The organism is Clostridium sp. FP2 (assembly GCF_011065955.2).
Classification (GTDB): Bacteria; Bacillota; Clostridia; order Clostridiales; family Clostridiaceae; genus Clostridium_AD; species Clostridium_AD tagluense.
The window spans coordinates 2,532,558-2,554,501 of the sequence record NZ_JAAMNI020000001.1; the positions used below are offsets into that span (position 1 = coordinate 2,532,558).

Here is a 21,944-nt window from a genome sequence, read left to right on the forward strand (position 1 = left end):
CTGCAGCGTGAGTGATTATTTTTATAATAATTTAGGTGGTACCACGGGAGTTAAACCTTTCGTCCTATAGTAGGATGAAAGGTTTTTTTGTATTGAATGAAATTAAAAGAGGAGGAATTGTAATGGATAGCAGAATGAAATTAAAAAAAGGAGATTTGATTGGTATATTTTCACCATCATCACCTATAACATGCACTTGTCCTAAAAGATTTGAAAGATCAAAGAAGTATTTAGAAAACAAGGGGTTTAAAGTAGTTGAAGGAAAATTAACGGGAAAATGTGATTTTTATAGATCAGGAAGTATCAAAGAAAGGGCAGATGAATTAAACAGTCTAATTAGAAATGCTGATATAAAATGCATTATGGCTACTATAGGAGGTATGAATTCAAATTCAATTCTTCCATATATAGATTATGAAGCATTTAAAAGAAATCCTAAAATAATAATAGGATATTCAGATGTTACTGCAATTTTACTTGGCATATATGCAAAAACAGGAATAAATACTTATTACGGACCTGCACTGGTAGCATCCTTTGGAGAACTGTCTCCTTTTGTTGATTGGACTTATAACTATTTTAAAGAAATTACTGTAGATGAAATAAAATTTCCTTATGAATTAGAAGTTCCGGAATATTGGACAGATGAATGTATTAATTGGGAAACACAAGATAGAAGTAAAGAAAAAAGAGAAAACCAATGGATTACGGTTTATGAGGGTACTGTCAAGGGGAGAGTAATTGGTGGTAATTTAAATACAATACAAGGTATATGGGGTAGTGAATATATGCCAGAAATAGAAGAGGGGGATATACTTTTTATAGAGGATTCATTAAAAGATGCAGCAACAATAGAAAGAAGTTTTTCCTTTTTAGAAGTAAACGGTATTTTTGATAAAATATCTGGAATAATTCTTGGTAAGCATGAATTATTTGATGATTTGAAAACGGGTAGAAAACCATATGAAATTCTTTTAGAAGTATTAGGTGATAGAAAAATACCATTTATTGCAGAGTTTGATTGTTGCCACACACACCCTATGATAACTTTACCCATAGGCTGTGAAATAGAGCTTGATGCCACAAATAAAAAAGTAACTATTATTGGTTAATGGTAAAAATGATATTTAACGACTTAGAAAAATATAAGAGGGGGAATTTAGAATGAGTGACATAGTAAAAGGATATTATGATGAAAATGCACAATGTGAATGGGAGAGATTAGACAATCCATATAGAAAGGTAGAGTTTCTAAGTACACTTTATCTTATAGATAAGTACTTTCCTAAAGAGGGAAAGCTTTGTGATATAGGCTGTGGACCAGGAAGATATTCTATTGAAATGCTAAAAAAAGGATACGATGTAACTTTATTTGAACTATCAAGTGAAGAGCTTAAACTTGCTAAGGAAAAGATTAAATCAGAAGGACTAAAAGCAGAGGAGTTTATTTGTGACACAGCATTAAATATTAATAGATTAGAAGATAAGAAGTTTAATGGAATACTAATAATGGGACCAATGTATCATCTTTATAAAAAAGAAGATAGATTAAAGGTTTTAAAGGAAGCTAAAAATAAATTAACTGATGATGGAGTAGCATTGATTTCCTACATTAACTCAATAGGAACTTTAAAAGCGGGACTTACCGAATTTTATGAGACTTTTGAGGAAATTGAAAATGTATATAACTATTTAGGAGAACAAGTATTTGATGAAACTAAAAGTTTTACGGAGGTATATTTTACAACTCCAGATGCTGCGTTAAGAGAAATAGAGGAAGCTGGTTTTCAAATTGTAAGCTATGGTGGGGCAGAAAGCTTCTTAAGTGGGTTACATCTTCCACTTAAAAAGGTTTATGAAGAAAACAGAGCAGTATATGATAACTTTGTTAAGGTTGCTGTAGAGAAATGTGAACTTCCACAATATAGAGATGCTACGGAGCATTTGAATATAGTTGTTGGGATTAAAAAAGAAAAATAGCAAAATAAATTAATGTTTATAGACTATAATATAAAAATAGTGAACTTTTTACTGAATATTTGCGTTAAAGGATTACTGGGAGTGATTATTATTGGATGAACTAGATCTTATTAGTAAGGCTAAGGAGGGAAATAAAAGCGCATTAAATACCCTTCTGAAAGATAATCTTAATATTTTAAAAGGTTACGTCGTTAAAATGGTAGGAGACCCACACTTAGCACAGGATATTATTCAGGATGCCTTGCTTAAAGCAGTACTAAATATAAATAAATTTGAGCCTAGAGCAAAATTTTCTACCTGGTTAATAAAAATAGCTACTAATGTTTACCGGGATTATTTAAGAAAGAATAAATCCTATGAGTTAATAGAGGAAGGTTTAGCTGATAAGGGCAAACGAGTAGAGGATATTGTAATATCAAATTATGAATATGGTGAAATAATGAAAATAATTTTAAAGTTACCTTATGAGAAAAGGGCTGTATTTATTTTAAAGCACTATTATGGTTATAAATATGAAGAAATATCTGGAATTATAGGATGTCCTATTGGAACAGTTCGGTCAAGGCTTCATAATGCAGTAAAATATATAATAAGTGAAATTGAGAGAAAGGAGATTTTATAAATGGTGGATTCTGATAAAATTAAAAACTCTTTGATTGATGAATTTTACAATGAAGAACAGGGAAAAGTTGATAAAAATGCAGAGTATAGTGACGAATATAGAGATTTTAAAAGTGTGCTAAATTCTGCCGGTGAGAAAATGGATGTGCTAAATGATGATATATTCGATTTTGATATAGATACCTTAAGCATAATAGAGCAAGGAGAGTTTATAAGAGAAAATAGGAAGGTTAAAAAAGAATTTATCTTCTTTGTATTATTATCAACTATAATTCTTTCTTTATATGCTATAGCCATCATTACATTAGGTTCTAAGATACTAATTATTTCACAGATGATTATTGTTAGCATTGCTCCTTGGATAATAATACCTGTACTAGTAATCAAAAGAAAGAGAAGTGAATCTTAATGGTGCCTTCAAATAATTTGTTAATTATACTATTAGCAATAGCTATCCCTATCTTATTAATACAGGGAGCTTGGGTCTTTTATGATGCAAGAAGACGTAAAGAAAAATATTATTGGCTTTGGGGGATTTTTGCACTGATGAATACACCAGGTAATCTTCTTATTTATCTATTAGTAACACGAGTAATATTAAATAATAAAAAGAAAAGTTAGTTGCTAAGAAATTAGCAGCTAACTTTTCTTTTTATCTATATGGAAAATCCATTTTTTCCTTATTTTTTGCCACAAGTATATAAGAAATTTTCCAAACCCTAATTGTTCCCCTACATAGTTTGCCACCCACATAAAAATTTTCACAATTAATATATATATAAATAAAAAAATTGAGAAGTATAAGGCATTAATAATATAATCCATAAATCCTCCTTATCAATAATCAACGGTTATTACTGTACATAATTTTACGATGTAAATGAATGGTATATATTTAATTATACTATAATTACCGCAAAATGAATATATATACAATGTGTTTTAAATTACAATCTTTAGCTGAATTTAACTTAATAATTAACAGACTATATAAATCAACGCTTGAAAGGAAAAAATGAATGTGCGCTTTTATCCAAAATCATACATTCATTTAAGATGTGACTTAAACACAACACTTATTATCTACTACTAAAGAATTTTATGACAAAAAATTGTTAAATGCTTCTGTTTCGTAATTTTGCATTATGCCAAACAGTTCCACATACTTAGCTGTATTAGTAAAAGAACTGTTAAGAATATCTTTTACCATGTGATTTGATATCTGATCTATAATATTACCGCTCTTTTCAAACAGTACTGAGGCCCTTTTCCAATTGTCATTTCCATATTGGGTGGCATATGTTCTGAGTGCCTTTGCCATTAAATCCCGTGACCCTCTGTGGGGATTATTAATACCTGAATTCATTTCATCAAGTTCTTTTGGAAGTTCTGGGAGAACACTGCCTGTGAATGTGATAAAGTGCTTATAGATGGCTGTTAGCATGTCGCTATTGTATGTGTTTGACCATATAGAAAGTTCTTTTATTAAACTTGTTATCCCTTTTGTACCCATAAAGCCTACGGGTGGATCTAGAAATCGCTTTGCCATACCTTTTAGCCCTGCTTCAATCACCGTTTTGTTATTAAGGATAGTGCCCTCAAATTCAATTCCAAAATAAGTGTTTTTTCTACTGAAACCTTCATAACCTTCTGCCCAAGCTAACCTTAAATCATTATTTAAAATAGTTTGAATACCAGTTTTTGAGTTATCGTGGACATAGACCTCGTTATCATCATATCCTACTAGTAACACAATATGTCCTGGAATATGTATATTTTGATAAAACTTTTCTTGATAAGCCAGGTGATACATATCCAGACCAAATAAAATGACAGGTATATCATTGTCGATTAGTTTTTTGATTTTAGTCATGACTGAGGTGAATGCCTTACCCTCCGATTGATAAATTTTATAACCCATAATATCCTGCCAAAATTCATATTGATTTTTAAGTGTTCCGGAGCCTAAAAATATCATTTTAGGTGGAATTAAATTTTTATTTGTTATCACTTGAAAACCCATCTGACAGTAAAAAATAAGCTCATCGGGAATACGGCGTTGTGTTTTCCACTCATAGATGTCACACAGACCATTTACTGGGCACAAATAATCTGCTGTTCTATGGGGCAATTTTAAAATTCTCATAATAAATCCTCCTGCTAATATGTTTCTAAAATTGATTATATAGTTTCACCTAACAGGAAGGTCAAGCATTATGTTGAATCTATTTCTTTACTATTGGTATTTGAATTTCCGTAATCCATTCATCTGCATATGAAGTGTCAAAGGAGCCTTTAATATGGCATTCTCTTGGATTCTCTATCATAGAATAACCATTTTTCTCTATCCAGTCCATGATATATCCATATGCTTTTGGAAGTCTCTCATAAGAGCCTTTATGAAAAGCGCAAGCAAACAAAGTAGAGTCGTATGTTTTGAACTGTTGTTTTTTATCATCAGCAAGCGCAGTAGGCGGTTCTACTGCTTGTGCATATTCTATTCTTATATCACTTTCTTTGTATTCGCTGTCAAGATAAGCAATATAAGAGTAGGGAGGACTTAAGAATTTTATATTGAGTTCACTTTGTTTAAGTTTATTTATAGTGTCTAAAATAAATTTTGAAATTCCTTGAAATCCGGATACAATCCCTTGTTCATAGTAAACTTTGTGCTGAGGCATATTTTTTAATGTAACTTGATAATCAGTTTGCTTTGTATTGTTAACATCATCTAGTAAGTAGTTAATACGAGAAAGTTTGTCTTGAAATAATTTAATCTCATTTTCGATATTTATCTTATTAGCTTGGTAGATTTCAGCTATCTCAATTTTGTTATTACTAATAATAACTTTTTTGATTTCGTCAATAGGAAGTCCGATTTGTCGTAGGGCTATAATTCTATTTAAATCAAAAAATTGTTTTGGCTCGTAATAACGGTATCCGTTATTGTCATCTACAAAAGACGGTTTCAGCAACCCCACTTCATCATAAAATCTTAGAGTTTTTGTAGTTGTTTTTGCAAGCTTTGAGAAATCTCCTATACGAAACACCAATATCACCTCTATGTTGGTACTTTTTTCTACAATATTACTATTCATATTATATAAACAATCTTTGCAATGCACTTAAATAGAACTTCCCCCTAATTCTATAAAAATTATAGCATATTATACATATTCTCACATCACTATATTTCTATAATAGTAAATACTTTTATTTTGAAAATCTGCTACTTTACATGAAAATTTATTGTTCTACACTTATTATCGGAATCCACTTCTCATAAGATTTATATTTTTCTAAAATAAAATGAACTTTTTGGTGGTGATTACGTTAAAGTTATGAAAATATAAAAAGGAGGTACAGTATATGTTTGAAGGAATGGCTTTAATAGAGATAATAAAATTACTTGCACCTATAATTATACTAGAGGTAGTTCTTGTAGGTTTCTGCTTGTATAGATTAACACGAGATAGAGTGAAGCTTTTACCTAAGTGGGCGTGGGCTTTAATAATACTTTTTATTCAATTAATAGGGGGAATAGCTTTTTTATTAATAGGAAGAGAGCGTGATTAAGATGCTTAAGGTAGTAAATATCAAGAAAAAATATGGAGATTTTGAAGTTTTAAAGGACATATCCTTTGAAATAAAAAAGGGAACCATATATGGATTTCTAGGTCCTAATGGAGCAGGGAAATCTACAACCATGAATATACTTTCAGGTTTAATTGATTTCAATGGTGGAGAAATATATTTGGATGGAGAAGATTTCAAAAAAAACAAGAGGAGATTATTAAAAAAGGTGGGATATCTTCCTCAAAATCCAGTGTTTTATAATTACCTGAATGCTAATGAATATCTGCACTTTATTGGAGAGATATCTAATATGACAGAGAAAGATATAAGGGAGAGAACTATAGAGATTTTAGATATTGTAAAACTTACAGAACCTGCAAAGCGAAAAATAGGACAATATTCAGGTGGAATGAAACAGCGGCTTGGAATTGCGGTGGCATTATTTAATAAACCAGAAGTGGTTTTTTTGGATGAGCCAACCGCTGCACTAGATCCTGAGGGAAGAATGGAAATATTAGAGTTTATTAAAGAGTTGAAGTCAGAAGGAACCACTGTTTTTATATCCACTCATATTTTGAGTGATATAGAAAGAATTTGTGACGAGGTAAGTATTTTGGATAAAGGGAGAATACTAGTATCTGATAATTTAGTGAATCTAAAGAATAAGTATATTCAACCTATATTTGATATTGAGTTTGAAAGGCAATGTATAAATTTGGACAAAGTTATTTTAAACTTTAAATGGGTAGAAAGTGTTTCAATATTGGGAAATAAGGCTTCTATCTATGTTAATAATTTAGATATTGCTAAATCTGAACTTTTAAAAGTTCTTGTGCAGGGAGAAAATACTATTTTATCTTATAAGCTCAGAGAAAGTAATCTTGAAGATATTTTTATAAGGCTGGTGAATGAAAATGACAACCTTTAAGGCTTATTTTAAAAAAGAAATAATGGAATCTAAAAGACAATATAAATACATAATACTTGCTGTAGGAATAATTGTATTTGCTATAATAAATCCAGTTATGTTAAAGCTACTTCCTAAAATATTGGAACAGCAATTAAAAGGAGATTTAAGTTCGCTTATTGTTGCTACTCCTAAGGCTGCAATTAATGATTACATTAAGAGCCTTTTTCAAATTGGAACCTTATTCATTATATTTACCTTGGGAAGTATTTTAAATGAGGAAATAAATGAAGAAAAATTTGTTTTTCCATATTCTAAAGGAAGTGTGCCAGCGGGCATAGTGCTAGCTAAAATAATTCATTATACTATGGTGGTAACAGTATTAACCTTCCTAGGATTTTTAACCTGTGCTTATTATGGGAGTATTTTGTTTAAGGGAGAAAAGGTTGATTTACCAGGTATTATGAGTTCAGCTTTTTTAATGTCCATATATTATTTTTTCAATATTGCATTGGTTACACTTTTTAGCAGTTTTGTGAAAAAAGGTGTAACAGCTGGGGTTATAACTATTATGATAACTTTCACAAGTGCTACACTTGTAAATTTAAATACAATTGGAAAGTTTATGCCATACAAGTTAGTGGAGGGGGCAAATTTATTTACACTAGAAAATTATTCTTATACAATAGCATTTTTAATTATCTGTAGCATACTATTTATAATAGCTACTATTTTTAACATGAACAAAGTTGAGGTAATATAATTAAAAGCAGAACAAAGAGAATACCTATTAATAATTGTTATTTTACCTAAAACAAAAAAGATATCAAAATAAGGGGGGTATATATTATGCCAGATAAGGGTAAAAGCAAAGGTACTTCAACTAAGAATAAGGGCAAGAAAAGTGACAAAAAGGAACAAAAAAACAAAGGACCTAAAAAGTAAAAAAAATTCCTGAGCTCAAAGAGTTCAGGAGTTTTTTTCTTAGTGGTGAAACATAGGTAGAATTATATAAGAAATCTTTAGTAAAATACTAAAATTATCAGTAAATTTACAAAATATAAGAGAAAAATGGTTGTAATAAATCAATTTTAAAATCATAATTAATAAGAGGCTTAGTAAATAATATAATAACCACTAATTTATGGGTAATTGCATAAAAGCAGAATAAATCAGAGGAAATTGTAATCTACTGTAGAATATAGTTAAGTGGTAATATGTTTTAGTAAAAGCATATGAAGGAGTTGAATCTAATAGCATGGAAATTAAGTATAAAGAAATTAATGATCTAAAAGAGGAGATAGAGATAATTCTTTCTATAAAAGATGAACTATCAAATGAAGAAATAAATAACTTTGTCGACTCCTTTCCTTCATTAACAGAAAAAGAAATAAGAGAAAAAATTGCTGAAATAACTAATAATAATGAATATTTAATAGAGGAAGTAAATATAGAAGAGCAGTTTGAAGAAAAACCAATTAATATACAAAAAAAGGACTTTGAAAAATGCGAGATAACAGAGATTGAAGAAATAAAAGAATACAGTGAAATAAAAGAAGAACAAGTCCAGCAAATCATAATAAATAAAATTCAAGAGAGTGAAGCAGAAAATGAAAGACAAATAGAAACTGTAGAAGAATTAAATTCTACGTTAATAGATATAGCAGCCATAGTGGGGGAAGTTAAGCATAATCAATTGTGCTTGCAATGGCAATGGCCAGAAAAAGCAAATAAGATTAAAGTAGTTTATAGAGGAGATAGCTTTCCTAAAAGTGCTGAGGATCCATCGGCAGCTACTAGTATAATAAAAAGAGAAAAAGATGAAAACACAGGAACATTTGTTATTGACAGGATATCAGAAGGGAATTATTATTTCACTATTTATGTTATGGCGGAAATGAATGATAAGGTTTTTTATTCACAAGGTAAACGTCGTCTTATTGTTAACAAAAAACCTATTGAAATATATTATAATTTGAAGATTAAAAGAAGTTTACTCGGCAAGATTAAGTCAGCAGAAATTATGTTTAGTATGGAAGAGGAGGGAGAAATCAAATTACCAGCTATTACGGTGATAGGTAAAAGAGGGAATATGCCGATTCAAAAATTAGATGGTGATGATATATATACTTTTAATGAGGTGGTAATAACTAAAAATAAGCCATCTGTTTTTGAATTTCCTGTAGAGTCTATAAAAAACAATATGTACATAAAGCTATTTGTAGTGAATGACAAAGAGAGTGTAAGATATAGGATAATATCTCCCGCTAGAGAAAAACTTTATTTTAAATAATTGTTATCTATTAGAGAGAATTGCTAGGAGGCATGAAATATGAGCTTATTAAAAAAATCTACTTATATATGTCCATTTTGTTTTACAGAACATAAATTAAGCGAAGTGAATTTTATATGTAAAAATGAACCAAATAAATGTGAAAATGCGAAAAGAGAAATTGTAATGGTTCCAGCCTCTAATGAGGGGAAAAATATTATGCCCAAGGATGTGTTCTGTGATTCATGCGGGGAGAGCACAAATGTGAAGGTTTGTCCTACATGCAATGCAGAGCTTCCCTACACTATAGGTGAATATAAAGACTTGATTTTTGCAGTAATAGGTGCTAAGGAAGCAGGGAAGAGCCATTATATTGCAGTACTTATAGATAAAATAATGAACGAAATTGGTGCTGCATTTAATTGCAGTCTGCAAGCCATTAACGATGCTACAATAACAAGGTATCGCAATGATTTTTATTATCCGGTATTTAGAAGTAAAGAAATAATCAGGGTTACACATTCAGCTAAGACAGATGCAACAGTTAGTCAGCCGCTTATATATACTTTAGCCTTTAGAGAGACAAGTATCTTTGGTGGTCTTTTAAAAAGCAAGAGAATTAGTAATGTGGTTACAATAGCGTTTTTTGATACTGCAGGTGAGGATTTGAATGAAGAAGACACCATGAAGTCGGTAAATAAATATATATATAATTCTTCTGGTATTATTTTTTTATTAGATCCACTACAGCTTACTAATGTACGAGATTCTCTTCCAGAGGGAACCCAATTGCCAGAGCAGAATACTGAAATTGAAGATTTGCTTTCAAGAACAGCTAATCTTATAAGACGTGCAAAAGATAAGAAAATGACTCAACTTATAGATATACCAGTGGCAGTGGCATTTTCAAAAATGGATGCAGTAGAGTCCTTACTAGATTCATCTAGTTGTATTAATTACCCAAGTAAACATATAGGTTCAGGAAAATTCAATATTGCAGATTTTGAGGATGTAAATGGTTCAATGGAATCACTTGTAAGAAGTTGGGGTGGAGAAAATTTTGCAAATCAGCTTAGTTCAAATTTTAAGGAATTTGCTTATTTTGGGTTAACTGCTTTAGGATGTAGCCCTGATAGTAATAGTATTAAGAATTTAAGACCTAACAGAGTTGAAGATCCATTTTTATGGTTACTTTGGAAACATAAGCTTATAAAATCAGAAAAGAGAAAGTGAGGCTAATATTCTATGAAAATACAGCAATTGTATTATACCTCATGTAGAAAAGGGATTTCCTCTGGAATGGGTTTTCAAACCTATTCCGTATCTGAGGGGATTACAGAGGCTGAAAGAAAAGAAATAGAGAGTTACTGTATGTATATTCCACCGAGTAATCTTCCTAGTCAACCTACTAAAGACGAAATAGATATATTGTTTCCAACGGCCTTTTCCTATTTTATTCTTGAAAATGGGAAACAAGCAGTATGCCAAGCTAAATATACAGGAAAAGACTATAGTGGACGCTTTGGAAACTACTTTTGTCATGTTTTATTGTTTGAAAAGGGAGAGATGACCTTTCATCCTATACAGATATATGGCTCAGAGGTTTTTAAAAAGCAGCTAACCCAAGGTGAAGAAAATGCTCAGCAAATAGAATCTTTGCAAGTATTGCAGCAACTACCTTTAGGAAAATTTATCACATTAGAGAGCGTTTCGGAATTTCTAAAAGGAGCTTCTACTACAAAAAGGAGCAAAAGTTTTAAAAATATGATGAATGCAGTTATTGAGTATCATAAAGAACATAAGAAAATTATTTTTTGTGATACTAATGAAAATAATGTTTACTGGATAGCCGCGGCTCAAATGTGTCTTCCTTTAAAACTGTCTAAATTATTAACTTTTACTACTTATAGCAATGATTGCGAAAATACAAATTACACTATTTGTGGTACATCAGGAGAAGGAACTAAAATTAATTTTAAGGATTGTAATAATATTTATAAGTATAATGCATTTGATTTTATAAATGGATATAGTAGTGATTTTAATCATGACTTCAAATTTTCCAAATTAGCACAGGTAGGGCTTTCAATATCAAAAGACAGTCTGCTACCATTTATAGATTTTATAGATAAATTTGACTATGATGTATTAGATGATGAAATTGATAATTGTCTATATCTTTACAATATGATAAAAAAAGGTATTGCAAAAATGGATACAGATAGCATAATAAAGGGAATAGACTTTGTTAATAAGTATGCTTCTATAGAGACATTTAAGCAACTTTTTATACAGATAGAACCTATGCTTAAAAAAATAAGTGGAGAAGTAGATTTACATAGTGCAGAGGTTATTTCAAAATTTTTATTTAATATAGCACTTAAAACAAAAAATGAAATTTATATAAAAAATGCTTTTGAATTCTTTTTTAACGCTCTTTATTTTATGGTGGTAGATAGAGAAAATATTAAATTAGAAGAAATTATAGAATTACACGATAAAATAAGAGCAATAAATAGTAATAAGATAGATGAGTTTATAACTTATTCCTTTGATTCTTATAGATTAGATGAACTTTATACCTATATGGAAGGTGCAAAGGCAAGGCATGCTCAGTTTTATTTATATACACTTTTTGGAAACTTCAAATTTTACAGCTATAGGACCTGTAATATTATAAGCTGGGAAAGCATAGTTAAAAATACTGCACTAGTGAAATTTATTGATAGATGTGTTGATATTTTAACTTTTAATAAAGATGAAATGAAATATATAACTAAGTCTATTTACAAGAATGAGGAGTATTTTGCAAATTTTATGGTTATATGCCATAAAAATGTTTTAGTCAGTGGAGCTAGTAAAAAAGAAAAAATAGTATTGCAACTTTTAAAGGAAGCAAAACAAGAGAATGATGAAGCTTGGGAGTTGAAAATTAGAAATATTTTGAGTGAAATAGATGGTGGTGAAGAACTATTATTTAGATATTTTGTGTATGAACTTAATTATGTGCAAGACAAGAGTGAATATTTTTGGGATTATTGCGATTCCATTTTTAATAAAACACCTAGATATAAAAGAAAATATTTTTCCAAAGCTGCTATGGAATTCTTGAATAATTTAGAAAATAGTGTGGAAATTTCAAAGGAATCCTTTGAAATTCTTAAATTTATATTAAATAACTGCTTAAAAACTACTATAGATGAATCTTTATTATATAATTTAATAAGTAACTTTGAAAAGCAATTAGAAGCAGTATATCCAGAAGAAGAAATTGCAATAATTATTCCAGATATAAAGAACCTTAAAAGAATGGGAGATATTGTAACAAAGCCAGGTATTACGGAGCTTGTCCATTTTGGGATGAATCTTCAGCAGGGAACAAATGTAATAAAAACAGTATGTGGAAAAGTTAAATTAGACTTTGATTATATGGACAGACATACATACAGAAAATATTTATCTTGGTATTTATCTAATATATACATAAATGGAGTAAATGAAGATATAAAAGTTGATTACCAAAGGATAACTGATGCTATTTGCCTAGGATTGTATGAAGAAATATATTATGAAGCACTTTTGAAAACCTTAGAAGACATATTAAATGAGGAGAAAGTTTATAAAAAGTTTTTAAATGAAAACAAACTAGAAGGATATGAAGTGTTTTTTAATTTTATAATTTATGTTTTCAGAAATATAGATGAGTTTTCAAAGTCTACAATTAATTATATTACTAATAAAACAATTAATATTTTAAGTAATAAGTCTACGCGAGAAATGAAGAAATATGAAGGCTATATGAGTTATCTGATGAGCTTAGCGAGAAATAAATCAATGATACGTACTCCATGGGATAGTATATGTAAGAAAATTCATGGCAACAGAGAAATTTCTATAGTTCAAAGAGGAATAAATAAGTTAATCCGTAAATAGAAAAACATAGTTACACTAAGGGGGACTGGGATTGGAGTTTTTTAATGATATAATGAGATTTGTTTACAAAGCAATAGTCTACCCTCTTAAGTTTATTTTCTTCAAAATTATATATTTTATAGAAAAAAATTTAATCAATGCCAATTTGTCAGATATATGTGAAGAATGCTATGAAAAAGTAACAATGCCCTATTATGTCTGTCCAAGTTGCAACAACAGGTATGCAGCTCTTATGCCTACCTTTAAGCATATTTTTTATTTTAAGTGCAGCTGTGGTAATAACTTGCCACTAACTGCAATAAACGGAAAAAATAAGTTGAAAACACTTTGTGGAAATTGTAAAAATGGAGTAAAAATGAATAAAGTGAAGAAAATATGCATACCGATTATTGGAACAAACTCATCCATAAAAGCAAATTTCACATACAATATGCTTGATACTATAGAATGGAAATTTGATAAATCACCTTTTAAAGCATATGTATCAACGCCAAAAACTCAAAAGTTCTTCTTGGGGAAAAACAAAACAAAACCTTTAAGACAAATTTATATTTTTAATACTAATGAGAGCGATTTGGCATTAAGTGATAATTTGAAAAAGTATAGATACTTTAATTATTATGACGGAATAGTATTTATATTTAATGGTGAAGAGCTTGTAAATTTAGAGGGCCAAAATAATTTAACTTTAGATGGCATATTAGATATATTTATTTTAAATCTTCAAAAAAATTTTGGTCTAAAGCCTGGAGAAATAATTAATAAGCCAATAGCATTTATAACTAATAACCAGATTAAGAGCAAGTTTAATGGGTATATTGAAGAAAATTTTAAAACTAAAATAGAAAATAATTTCAGTGATTATAGATTTTTTCTCCTAGATGATTTTAATTCCATAAAACAAAGTGAAAATAAATCAAACTACCATGAAGCAGAAGTATTTCAATGGATTTTAGGCCAGGTGGATGCTAAAATACATAAGAATATTTGTAAATAGATTTTTTATTACATTGGACTTTGATTAAGAGGGAGTTGAGCAAAATGAATCATAATAAAAAAGTTAATAGATTAATAGCATTTATGATAGTGTTAACACTTCAAATATCCTGCACCTTAAGTGTTTTGGCTAAGCCTAGTGCTGGAGTTTCAAATTTAGATGTGATTTTTGTTTTAGATGTTAGTGGATCAATGAAAACCAGTGATCCAGAGGAAATAAGAACAGAAGCTATTAAAATGTTTCTAGATATGTGTGGAACTTCGGGAAACAAAGTAGGTCTTGTGGCTTATTCAGATAATATTATTAGATTGCATAATTTAGCCGAAATGAACTCAGCGGATGACAAAGATAGTGTAAAGAGAATGACCACCAGCATACCCTTTGGACAAAAAACAGATACAGGGATGGGTATAAAAGAAGCTGTAAAACTTATGGAGAGCGGTCATGAAGACACTCACAAACCAATTATTATTCTTTTATCAGATGGTAAAAACGATCCACAGAGGAGTATGAGTGAGTCATTAAAGGATTTAAATGATGCTACAAATACTGCGAAAAGTAAGGAGTACCCTATATATACTATAGGCTTAAATTATGATGGTACTGTAGATAAGGCACAATTACAAAGTATATCAAGTAAAACTAAGGGCAAAACTTATATAACTAATAAGGCAGAAGAACTTACACAGATATTAACAGATATTTATGCGGATAATTCAAAAATAAATATTCAAAGTGGTGGAAGTATCATAGCAAATGGTGGATTTCAAGAGGTAAAGTTAAATATACCTAATGATAATGTACTAGAAGCTAATGTATCTATGCTATCGGATAAGCCTGTTTCCGTAAAATTAGTAAATCCAAAGGGCGTTGAGATATCTATTCCTTCTAAGGATATAATTTTCACTTCTTCGAGTAAGTATTCTATGTTAAAAATAGTAAAGCCGGTGCAAGGAGACTGGATAATCAAAGTTAAGGGAGTTAGTGGTGATAAAATAAATATTAGCTATATTTTTAATTATGATATTGAGCTAGAGGCTAAATTTAATCCAGTGGCACCTAAAATAGGCCAGGTTATGAATATAGAAGCTTATTTTCTAGGCAATGGAAAAGTTATTGATGACAATGAGCTTTATAAAGATATGAAAGCAAAAATTATAGTTAAAAATTTAAAAAATGGAGATATTAAAGATTTTCAGCTTCAAAATAGTAATCATTTATTTAGTGGAAAATATACTCTGCAAGATAATGAAAAATATGAAGTTAAGATAAGGGTGGATGGAAAGAGTTTTTATAGAGAAACTTCTCCTATGACAATTGGAGGAGGAACTACAGTAAAACCTTCTAATAATACGGCAGTTAAAAAACCCGCGGAAAGCGATAATAAAAAAAATACACTGGGTATTGTTTTTGTAGTACTCGCTATCATTGCCTTAATTATAATAGTAATAGCGATAGTTCTGAAAAAGAAAAATAAAGCAGCTGGCTTTGGTCGTGTGATGTTTCAAATTAGAGATGAAAACACTAGTGAAGTATCAGCGCCTCAACATAGAAGTTTGCATACTTACAATGGAAAATTTAGCCTTTATGATGTACTGGGACTTAAAGAGGAATTTTCAGAGGTACAGGACTTGAAATTTCACTTTAAGAATGATGACAGCATTGAGATAGCAAATAATTCACAGTGCAGTATTCAAAAATCTGGTAGAGTTTTATCAAAGGATATTAAGACAAAGTTGTATAATGGTGAAAGAATAGTAGTAATTTTAAATAAATCATCTAAAAGTATAATTCTAGAGTTCTATAGTAACTAGTTTTTTAAGTTTAGAACTCAAAATTGAAAGCGAGGGAAATTAATATGAATGCAAATATAAGAGAGCATATACAGGAACTAAACGTAATGACTGGTGGGGGAATCATTAGTGATAAAATACGTGTAGATACCATTGAAAATCCTATGCTTATCATAGGACTTGGTGGTACGGGTATAGATGCAATGTTAAGATTAAAATATCAAATAAATAGAAGGTTTAAATTACCTGAAGATTCCTTAACAAAGGTAAGAAAAGAGAAGCCTGATAAAATAGAATTTTTAGGCTTTGAAACTAATATGCAGGAAAAAAATAAGAAGTACAAAGGCATTGGACTAGACCCTCAAAGTGAATTGGTTATGTTATCTAATGCAGAAATTGGAGCTATTTTAAGCGATAGAAAAGTTATGGACCCATGTATCTCAGAGTGGTTATCGCCGGAGCTTAATATATCAGATGGAATGAAAGGCGCTTGTGGGGTTAGGCAGGCTGGAAGGTTATTACTTTTCACAAAGATAAATGAAGTTGTTGAAAGTATAGAGAAAAAAATAAATACTATTATGAAGGATAGTAAGGAAAAGCTATATGTATTTATGCTTACAGGTATTTCAGGTGGAACAGGAAGTGGATGTTTTCTTGATATTGCATATATAGTTCGAGGAATAATGGAAAGAAAATTTGGTGGCTATGGCATAGATAGGGTAAATATTTTAGGATACTTGTTTACCCCGGATGTTAATATATCTAAGGGTCTTGGAATGCACGAGAGAAACTATATTATGAAAAATGGATATGCTGCATTAAAAGAATTAGATTATTTAATGAATATTTCAGAAAGGGGAGATAGATTTAAGCAGAAGTATAAAAGTGCTTTAGAAGTTGATTCTCAGGCTCCACCTTTTGATTTATGCCACTTGATTTCTGCTACAAATAAAGAGGGTAAACTATTAAGTAATGCTTATGACTACTGCATGAATGTCACGGCAGAAAACATAACGAATTTTATGGCTAGTGAGGAAAGACAAGCAGGACAGGAGTTTGCTATTCATGATTACATAAGCAACATTGAGCAAAACATTAAGAATATGGAAAAGCCTTATTCTGCAAATTATAAATATAACATTATAGGAGCATCCTCAGCAGTTTTACCTATTGAAGAAATAACTACTTATCTCGCATATAAAGTTTTTGAAAAGATGGATGTAATGTTTGAAAAATCACCAACAGAGCAGGATGTAGATCAATTTATTAGAATGGTAAAACTAGACAAAGATGCCGTAGAAGCAAGGTTTGAACGTGAAAATTTAGGTAGACAACCTATTTCAGGTTATAAAAACAGAGATAAGTATGAGTTTGCAAATGTTATAAAAAAAGAAGCAGTAAATATGGATGAAGAGCTTAGTGAATACTTAAGGGATATTTGTGATGAGTATTTGAAGGTGAAAAGACAATACCCTGGTGAAATATCTGTAGTATTAAATGAACAGATAGATAGAATGTTTAAAGATGCATCTAAGGGCCCCTTCTATGCTTCAAAGATGTTATTTTCAAATGAAGGATTTAATATGGTGAAAACGCTAGAGATTATAAAAGAATCATTAATAGAAAAGCATAGAAGATTACCAGATAACATTAAAAACCTTAGAGAGGATGCACAAGATAAGTTTGATGCAGCGAAGAAGACTATTTTATTTACAAAAGAATCAAAGAAAAATGATTATATTGAAGCTAAAATAGAAGAGTACTATGCAAGGACAGAAGAAGAAAGAACTTTGAAGATGATAGAATTCTATCAGAATGCTATTGAAATTATAAGCAATTTAAACAATAAAATATATAAAGTTTACACTGAAATTTTAAATGAATTAAATAAGGTGCTTAAGGATGATGGTAATATTCTTGTTAAAGGTGAAGAAGTACAAGTTAATAGCGGGAAAACCTATTATTGGAATCTTATTAATGTACCAGATGTGGTAAAAACTATAGATAAGATGGTTTGTGATGAAGATACAAATGATTTAATAAGAAGATTTACAGATAAGCTTTTAGGGGAATCTCAAAAATGGATTGATGAGCAACATATGGATATAGTAGGTTCTATATCAAACTTTGTATCAGAAGAATTTGGAGATATAATAACAAAATCTATGGAAGATTTTTTAATCATGAAGTATGGAGAAGAAAAATCTATTGAAAGATTAATTCAAACGGAAATTGCACCAAGACTAGATGAGGATGCAATACCAATATTTCAGCTTCAAGATGCAGGTGGCTCGCTAATTTTCCCATCTTGGAATATGGTGTCAGTTCCAGCTAAAACTCCAAGAATATATAAAGGAATTAAGGAATATAAAGAAAGCAGTACCTTAGGTCATTCTGTAAATATTAAGAGAAGTAAGGTATCAAATAAAATATTTTGGTTAAATACAGAAAATGGAGTGCCATTATATGCTTATACCTCAATAAGACAATATGAAAAAATTTATGAGGAATCCATTTTTACTAAAGAGGGAATAGGAAGACATCTTATTCAAACAAGAGAAACTAACTGGACATATTTACCATCACCTATTCCAGAAAAGTCGTGGGGAACTAGTTATCATAATGAAAGAGTAAAGAAATATAATAGTGAAATAAGACAGGTTTTTGATAAAGCTGTAAGTTATGGCTGTATAGAGCGAGTATCTGCGATAACAAATTCACAGTATAAAGTTGTTGTCACTAAGGAATTTAATATAGAGAAATTCTTATTAAACTATGATTTAGCTATTGAAGAGGGAAAAACCCCCAATATGGCTGAAATAAGGAAATGTATTGGAGAACTTAGAAAATTAATGCAGAATAAATTAGAAAATATTGAGGACTATGATTTGCAAATGTATTATATTTTTGATAGTAGAGATGAAGAAGTTGCAAAGGAAAATTTAATAAGAAGTCCAAGATTAATTCAGCTTTTAAATTCTGAGATAGAAAAATATGAAGCTATAGAGCAGCAGATAAATAAGCTTGGAAGCAATATTTACGATAACGATAAAAAAACCAAATTATTAGATAACTTTATTCAAGCTATGTATACAGAAACTATTTGTAAAAAAGGTATTGTGTATATGTATGATAAGGATGCAGATGAAAGGACAGAAATAGAGCCTTTTGTTAATCTAATGAAGCAAAAGCAATACGCTGAATTCTCGATTTATAATAAGTATTGTGAAATCGATGAAAAGCATAGGAATGTTATTGAAGCTAAATCAGATAAAAGATTAGCGGATTTATCTATGGAAGAGGGAACAACTACATTGTACAGTAGAATAAAATGCATGATAGAAAATTATAGTAAGGCTATTGAAGAGTTAGATTACAGAAGGTATGAAATAGAGAATGGACAGGATATGTATAGTTTCTATGTTAATACTTATGATAAACTTAAAGAGATTAGGGTGAATTTAGAATAGCTTAAAATTCAACTCTTAATGCCAAAAGGTGGTGAGTTTAAAATGGAAAATATCTTGAAAGAATATGCACAGGGATATTGTTTAAGCACTGATAATACTGTATACAGAGAAGATGAACAGAAAATTGCCAGCAGTCCAGTGGTTTTTGTTTTTATTGGAGATAAGAGTAATGAAGGATTAAAGTCTGTATATGAGGATGTAAATAAAAAATGGGATAACAGTAAAGGCATAATGTTTTTTAATGTATACCATAAAGAAAGATTTGAAGCTGAAAATGTTTTTAATTTTAAGGCTACAGCTTCTGGTATAGATATAGAAGATAAAAAAAACCTTAGATATGATATAAGTGATAATTTTTATAAAGGTGAGAATGGACTTATAGTTTTAAATGAAGAAATAATGAAGATGAAAAACAAGCTTTTAGATTGTGGTAAACTTTTTAGCTCTTTCGAGAGAGTAACCATTTCTGTGGTAAGTAGAGCTGATGATGCTATGAATATTTTAGTGGCTGAAATAAGTTTATTAATAAAAAGTAAGCTTTCACAGCATTTTAGAATTGTTTTAGCAGATTTCTATGGTTTACTCCTAGAAAAAAACCAGAAGGACGCATTTTTTGATGCTGCTTTAGCCTTTAGCTTTTTTAAGGAGCTTTCATATATGCAAAAAAGTGATTTCACTTTTAAAGAAGATATAGAGGTTTTTGGAAGTGACAGAAAGCTACCAGTTATTAGTGAAAATAAACCTATATTTGATTTAGTATATTTGCTTAGCGATACTAATGAAAAAGGTATAGTTACTAGTGGAAGCCTGCAAGATAATTACGAAATTATCTCCTATATAAATCTTATAAAAAACAGAAATGTGAATATAGATACTTATTATGATATGGAAAATCAATATTATGATAATGCTAGGTTTAAAAAGAATATTTCGAAGGAGAATGGCAGTTTTACTTTAGTTACTGCAGGACTTGCAAAAATCAAAAGGCCTAATAATACAGTTGCTCTTATGGCTATAAACCAATTTTATGATGAGCTAACAAATAAAATAAAGCAGTATTCAAATAAAAACAAAGATAATTTGCTAAGAGTTTTTATGTTAGATGATGAAAATTTAGCTTTAAAAGCTAGTGGTATGCTACCCCAGGGAAAAGGGGTAGAGGACATGAGAGGACTTATGACTATAAGTTCCAATATTTCTATTTCAAAACTTGCAAAACTCACATTAAGGGAAGCTGAGGAAATGCTTTATGGGAATAGTTGTGAGCATTTCTTCAATGACAATTTTGAAAAAGCTATTGATGAAAAATTAAAAAACATAAGTCTTAACAAGGAAATACGGGGCATTGTCAAACTTTTAATGGAAGATAAAAGATATGGGTTATATGGAACATATAGTTTAACGAACCCAGTAGAAGCTTTGCAAGACATAAGGCTTAAATGTGTGGATATAGATAAAAGTATTGAAGCTATAAATCAGGAAATCAATGAAATCTATAGTAAAAGGGTCCAGGTGCCTTCGCTTTTCAAAAGCTTATTTTCTTCAAATGTTGTTTTAGATGATATTAAGAAAGACTTATTTAAAGGAGTCTATGGAAATAAGCTGTACATACTAAAACTTAAGATAGCTCAAAGTATCCTGAGATTAAGCGAAAATATTATTATTAGTGTTCATGAAGAACTTGAGGAAAAAATTGATTATATTGAAAGTATAAGGGCGTGTATTGAGGATTATACAAATAATGATATTAAAGAGCAGAATGAATATATAGCACAAAACATAAAAGAATATTACACGCTTATAATTAAGAAAATAGTAAATAAATTATCAGAGAGCTATGGCGAAGATTTTTATTTTAAGGAAAATTTTTTAGGGGATATAAATCAGTCTATAAATGATAAAGAAAAATTCATTAAAAAACTATGTGAGGTTTGCACTAAATACATTTTATGCGAAGCTGAGTTCTCAAAATCCTTTGAGGATGAGTTAAATGAAAGAGCTAATGTATCTATAGAACTTATAGATAATAGTGTATTATCCAAAGATGAATTGTATAAAAGGCTCTACGGTATATTAGAGGAAAACTCCACTGTAAAAGCTTATATTATGAATTATAATGTAAATAAATATGAGGAAAAATATTTTTTTGGTGATTATAGTAGCGATTTTATTAAATATGCATTCAATGTAGATAGAGAGGGTAGAAGTTACAATATAGGTTATGTTCATGAAAAAAGAGCTAGTGGTATAGAAAAGCTTAATTTAATGGGGGGATTTACTTTAGGAGATGTAATGTATATTAAAAACGCTGCAAGATATTATTATTCTTGCATAGATAATGAGTATAAGCTTCATAGAATAGATGCGTCATTACTTCCAGATATTTAGCTTCAAA

General features: G+C 29.8%; 16 protein-coding genes and 1 other annotated feature (1 of these 17 only partly in view). Of the genes, 14 read left to right on the plus strand and 2 right to left on the minus strand.

What is annotated here, in order from left to right; translation table 11 throughout:
• Window positions 1-70: a binding site (T-box leader), on the plus strand (it extends 190 nt beyond the left edge of the window).
• A gap of 52 nt (window positions 71-122) precedes the next feature.
• From G9F71_RS12125 to G9F71_RS12140, 4 genes are all read left to right on the plus strand, one after another.
• Window positions 123-1,112, plus strand: coding sequence for a S66 peptidase family protein (locus G9F71_RS12125; RefSeq protein WP_164951144.1), 990 nt, complete (start codon window positions 123-125; stop codon window positions 1,110-1,112).
• Between the two features lie 52 nt (window positions 1,113-1,164).
• Window positions 1,165-1,980, plus strand: a complete 816-nt coding sequence (locus G9F71_RS12130; RefSeq protein ID WP_164951143.1) for a class I SAM-dependent methyltransferase — start codon at window positions 1,165-1,167, stop codon at window positions 1,978-1,980.
• Window positions 1,981-2,071: 91 nt separating this feature from the next.
• Window positions 2,072-2,602, plus strand: a complete 531-nt coding sequence (gene sigY / locus G9F71_RS12135) for an RNA polymerase sigma factor SigY (protein WP_164951142.1) — start codon at window positions 2,072-2,074, stop codon at window positions 2,600-2,602.
• Window positions 2,603-3,010 carry a hypothetical protein gene (locus tag G9F71_RS12140; protein WP_164951141.1) on the plus strand — a complete coding sequence of 136 codons (408 nt, stop codon included), beginning with the start codon at window positions 2,603-2,605 and terminating at the stop codon, window positions 3,008-3,010.
• Window positions 3,011-3,700: 690 nt separating this feature from the next.
• On the opposite strand, the gene G9F71_RS12145 is transcribed toward G9F71_RS12140, so the two are convergent.
• Entirely contained in the window at window positions 3,701-4,747 is a 1,047-nt protein-coding gene (locus tag G9F71_RS12145) for a BtrH N-terminal domain-containing protein (protein ID WP_164951140.1), read from the minus strand.
• Between the two features lie 79 nt (window positions 4,748-4,826).
• A complete protein-coding gene (locus G9F71_RS12150) occupies window positions 4,827-5,726 on the minus strand; it encodes a MerR family transcriptional regulator (protein WP_164951139.1) in 900 nt (299 codons plus the stop codon).
• Window positions 5,727-5,970: 244 nt separating this feature from the next.
• Between G9F71_RS12150 and G9F71_RS12155 the strand changes: the two genes are divergently transcribed.
• The 10 genes from G9F71_RS12155 to G9F71_RS12200 all read left to right on the plus strand — a co-directional run bounded on the left by G9F71_RS12155 (window position 5,971) and on the right by G9F71_RS12200 (window position 21,937).
• Window positions 5,971-6,177, plus strand: coding sequence for a PLDc N-terminal domain-containing protein (locus G9F71_RS12155; protein WP_164951138.1), 207 nt, complete (start codon window positions 5,971-5,973; stop codon window positions 6,175-6,177).
• Window position 6,178: 1 nt separating this feature from the next.
• Complete coding sequence (locus tag G9F71_RS12160; RefSeq protein ID WP_164951183.1) at window positions 6,179-7,105, plus strand: ATP-binding cassette domain-containing protein; 927 nt, start codon at window positions 6,179-6,181, stop codon at window positions 7,103-7,105.
• Window positions 7,092-7,847 carry an ABC transporter permease gene (locus tag G9F71_RS12165; RefSeq protein ID WP_164951137.1) on the plus strand — a complete coding sequence of 252 codons (756 nt, stop codon included), beginning with the start codon at window positions 7,092-7,094 and terminating at the stop codon, window positions 7,845-7,847. Before G9F71_RS12160 ends, G9F71_RS12165 begins: the two co-directional genes overlap by 14 nt.
• Window positions 7,848-8,342: 495 nt before the next feature.
• Complete coding sequence (locus G9F71_RS12170; RefSeq protein WP_164951136.1) at window positions 8,343-9,377, plus strand: hypothetical protein; 1,035 nt, start codon at window positions 8,343-8,345, stop codon at window positions 9,375-9,377.
• 39 nt (window positions 9,378-9,416) lie between these two features.
• Window positions 9,417-10,589, plus strand: a complete 1,173-nt coding sequence (locus tag G9F71_RS12175) for a hypothetical protein (RefSeq protein WP_164951135.1) — start codon at window positions 9,417-9,419, stop codon at window positions 10,587-10,589.
• A 12-nt stretch (window positions 10,590-10,601) separates the two neighbouring features.
• Window positions 10,602-13,289: a hypothetical protein gene (locus G9F71_RS12180; RefSeq protein ID WP_164951134.1), complete on the plus strand. Its 2,688-nt coding sequence runs from the start codon at window positions 10,602-10,604 to the stop codon at window positions 13,287-13,289.
• 31 nt (window positions 13,290-13,320) lie between these two features.
• Window positions 13,321-14,286 carry a hypothetical protein gene (locus tag G9F71_RS12185; RefSeq protein WP_164951133.1) on the plus strand — a complete coding sequence of 322 codons (966 nt, stop codon included), beginning with the start codon at window positions 13,321-13,323 and terminating at the stop codon, window positions 14,284-14,286.
• A gap of 44 nt (window positions 14,287-14,330) precedes the next feature.
• Complete coding sequence (locus G9F71_RS12190; RefSeq protein WP_164951132.1) at window positions 14,331-16,100, plus strand: vWA domain-containing protein; 1,770 nt, start codon at window positions 14,331-14,333, stop codon at window positions 16,098-16,100.
• A 44-nt stretch (window positions 16,101-16,144) separates the two neighbouring features.
• Window positions 16,145-19,549: a tubulin-like doman-containing protein gene (locus G9F71_RS12195; RefSeq protein ID WP_164951131.1), complete on the plus strand. Its 3,405-nt coding sequence runs from the start codon at window positions 16,145-16,147 to the stop codon at window positions 19,547-19,549.
• A gap of 42 nt (window positions 19,550-19,591) precedes the next feature.
• On the plus strand, window positions 19,592-21,937 hold the full coding sequence (locus tag G9F71_RS12200) for a hypothetical protein (RefSeq protein WP_164951130.1): 2,346 nt from the start codon (window positions 19,592-19,594) through the stop codon (window positions 21,935-21,937).
• Window positions 21,938-21,944: the final 7 nt, after the last annotated feature.

What these genes read in the sequence shown, in the direction of transcription:
- G9F71_RS12125 (WP_164951144.1), top strand. Translation starts at nt 123, where the DNA reads ATGGATAGCAGAATGAAATTAAAAAAAGGAGATTTGATTGGTATATTT.
- G9F71_RS12130 (WP_164951143.1), top strand. Translation starts at nt 1,165, where the DNA reads ATGAGTGACATAGTAAAAGGATATTATGATGAAAATGCACAATGTGAA.
- G9F71_RS12140 (WP_164951141.1), top strand. Translation starts at nt 2,603, where the DNA reads ATGGTGGATTCTGATAAAATTAAAAACTCTTTGATTGATGAATTTTAC.
- G9F71_RS12145 (WP_164951140.1), bottom strand. Translation starts at nt 4,747, where the DNA reads ATGAGAATTTTAAAATTGCCCCATAGAACAGCAGATTATTTGTGCCCA.
- G9F71_RS12155 (WP_164951138.1), top strand. Translation starts at nt 5,971, where the DNA reads ATGTTTGAAGGAATGGCTTTAATAGAGATAATAAAATTACTTGCACCT.
- G9F71_RS12160 (WP_164951183.1), top strand. Translation starts at nt 6,179, where the DNA reads ATGCTTAAGGTAGTAAATATCAAGAAAAAATATGGAGATTTTGAAGTT.
- G9F71_RS12165 (WP_164951137.1), top strand. Translation starts at nt 7,092, where the DNA reads ATGACAACCTTTAAGGCTTATTTTAAAAAAGAAATAATGGAATCTAAA.
- G9F71_RS12170 (WP_164951136.1), top strand. Translation starts at nt 8,343, where the DNA reads ATGGAAATTAAGTATAAAGAAATTAATGATCTAAAAGAGGAGATAGAG.
- G9F71_RS12175 (WP_164951135.1), top strand. Translation starts at nt 9,417, where the DNA reads ATGAGCTTATTAAAAAAATCTACTTATATATGTCCATTTTGTTTTACA.
- G9F71_RS12180 (WP_164951134.1), top strand. Translation starts at nt 10,602, where the DNA reads ATGAAAATACAGCAATTGTATTATACCTCATGTAGAAAAGGGATTTCC.
- G9F71_RS12190 (WP_164951132.1), top strand. Translation starts at nt 14,331, where the DNA reads ATGAATCATAATAAAAAAGTTAATAGATTAATAGCATTTATGATAGTG.
- G9F71_RS12195 (WP_164951131.1), top strand. Translation starts at nt 16,145, where the DNA reads ATGAATGCAAATATAAGAGAGCATATACAGGAACTAAACGTAATGACT.
- G9F71_RS12200 (WP_164951130.1), top strand. Translation starts at nt 19,592, where the DNA reads ATGGAAAATATCTTGAAAGAATATGCACAGGGATATTGTTTAAGCACT.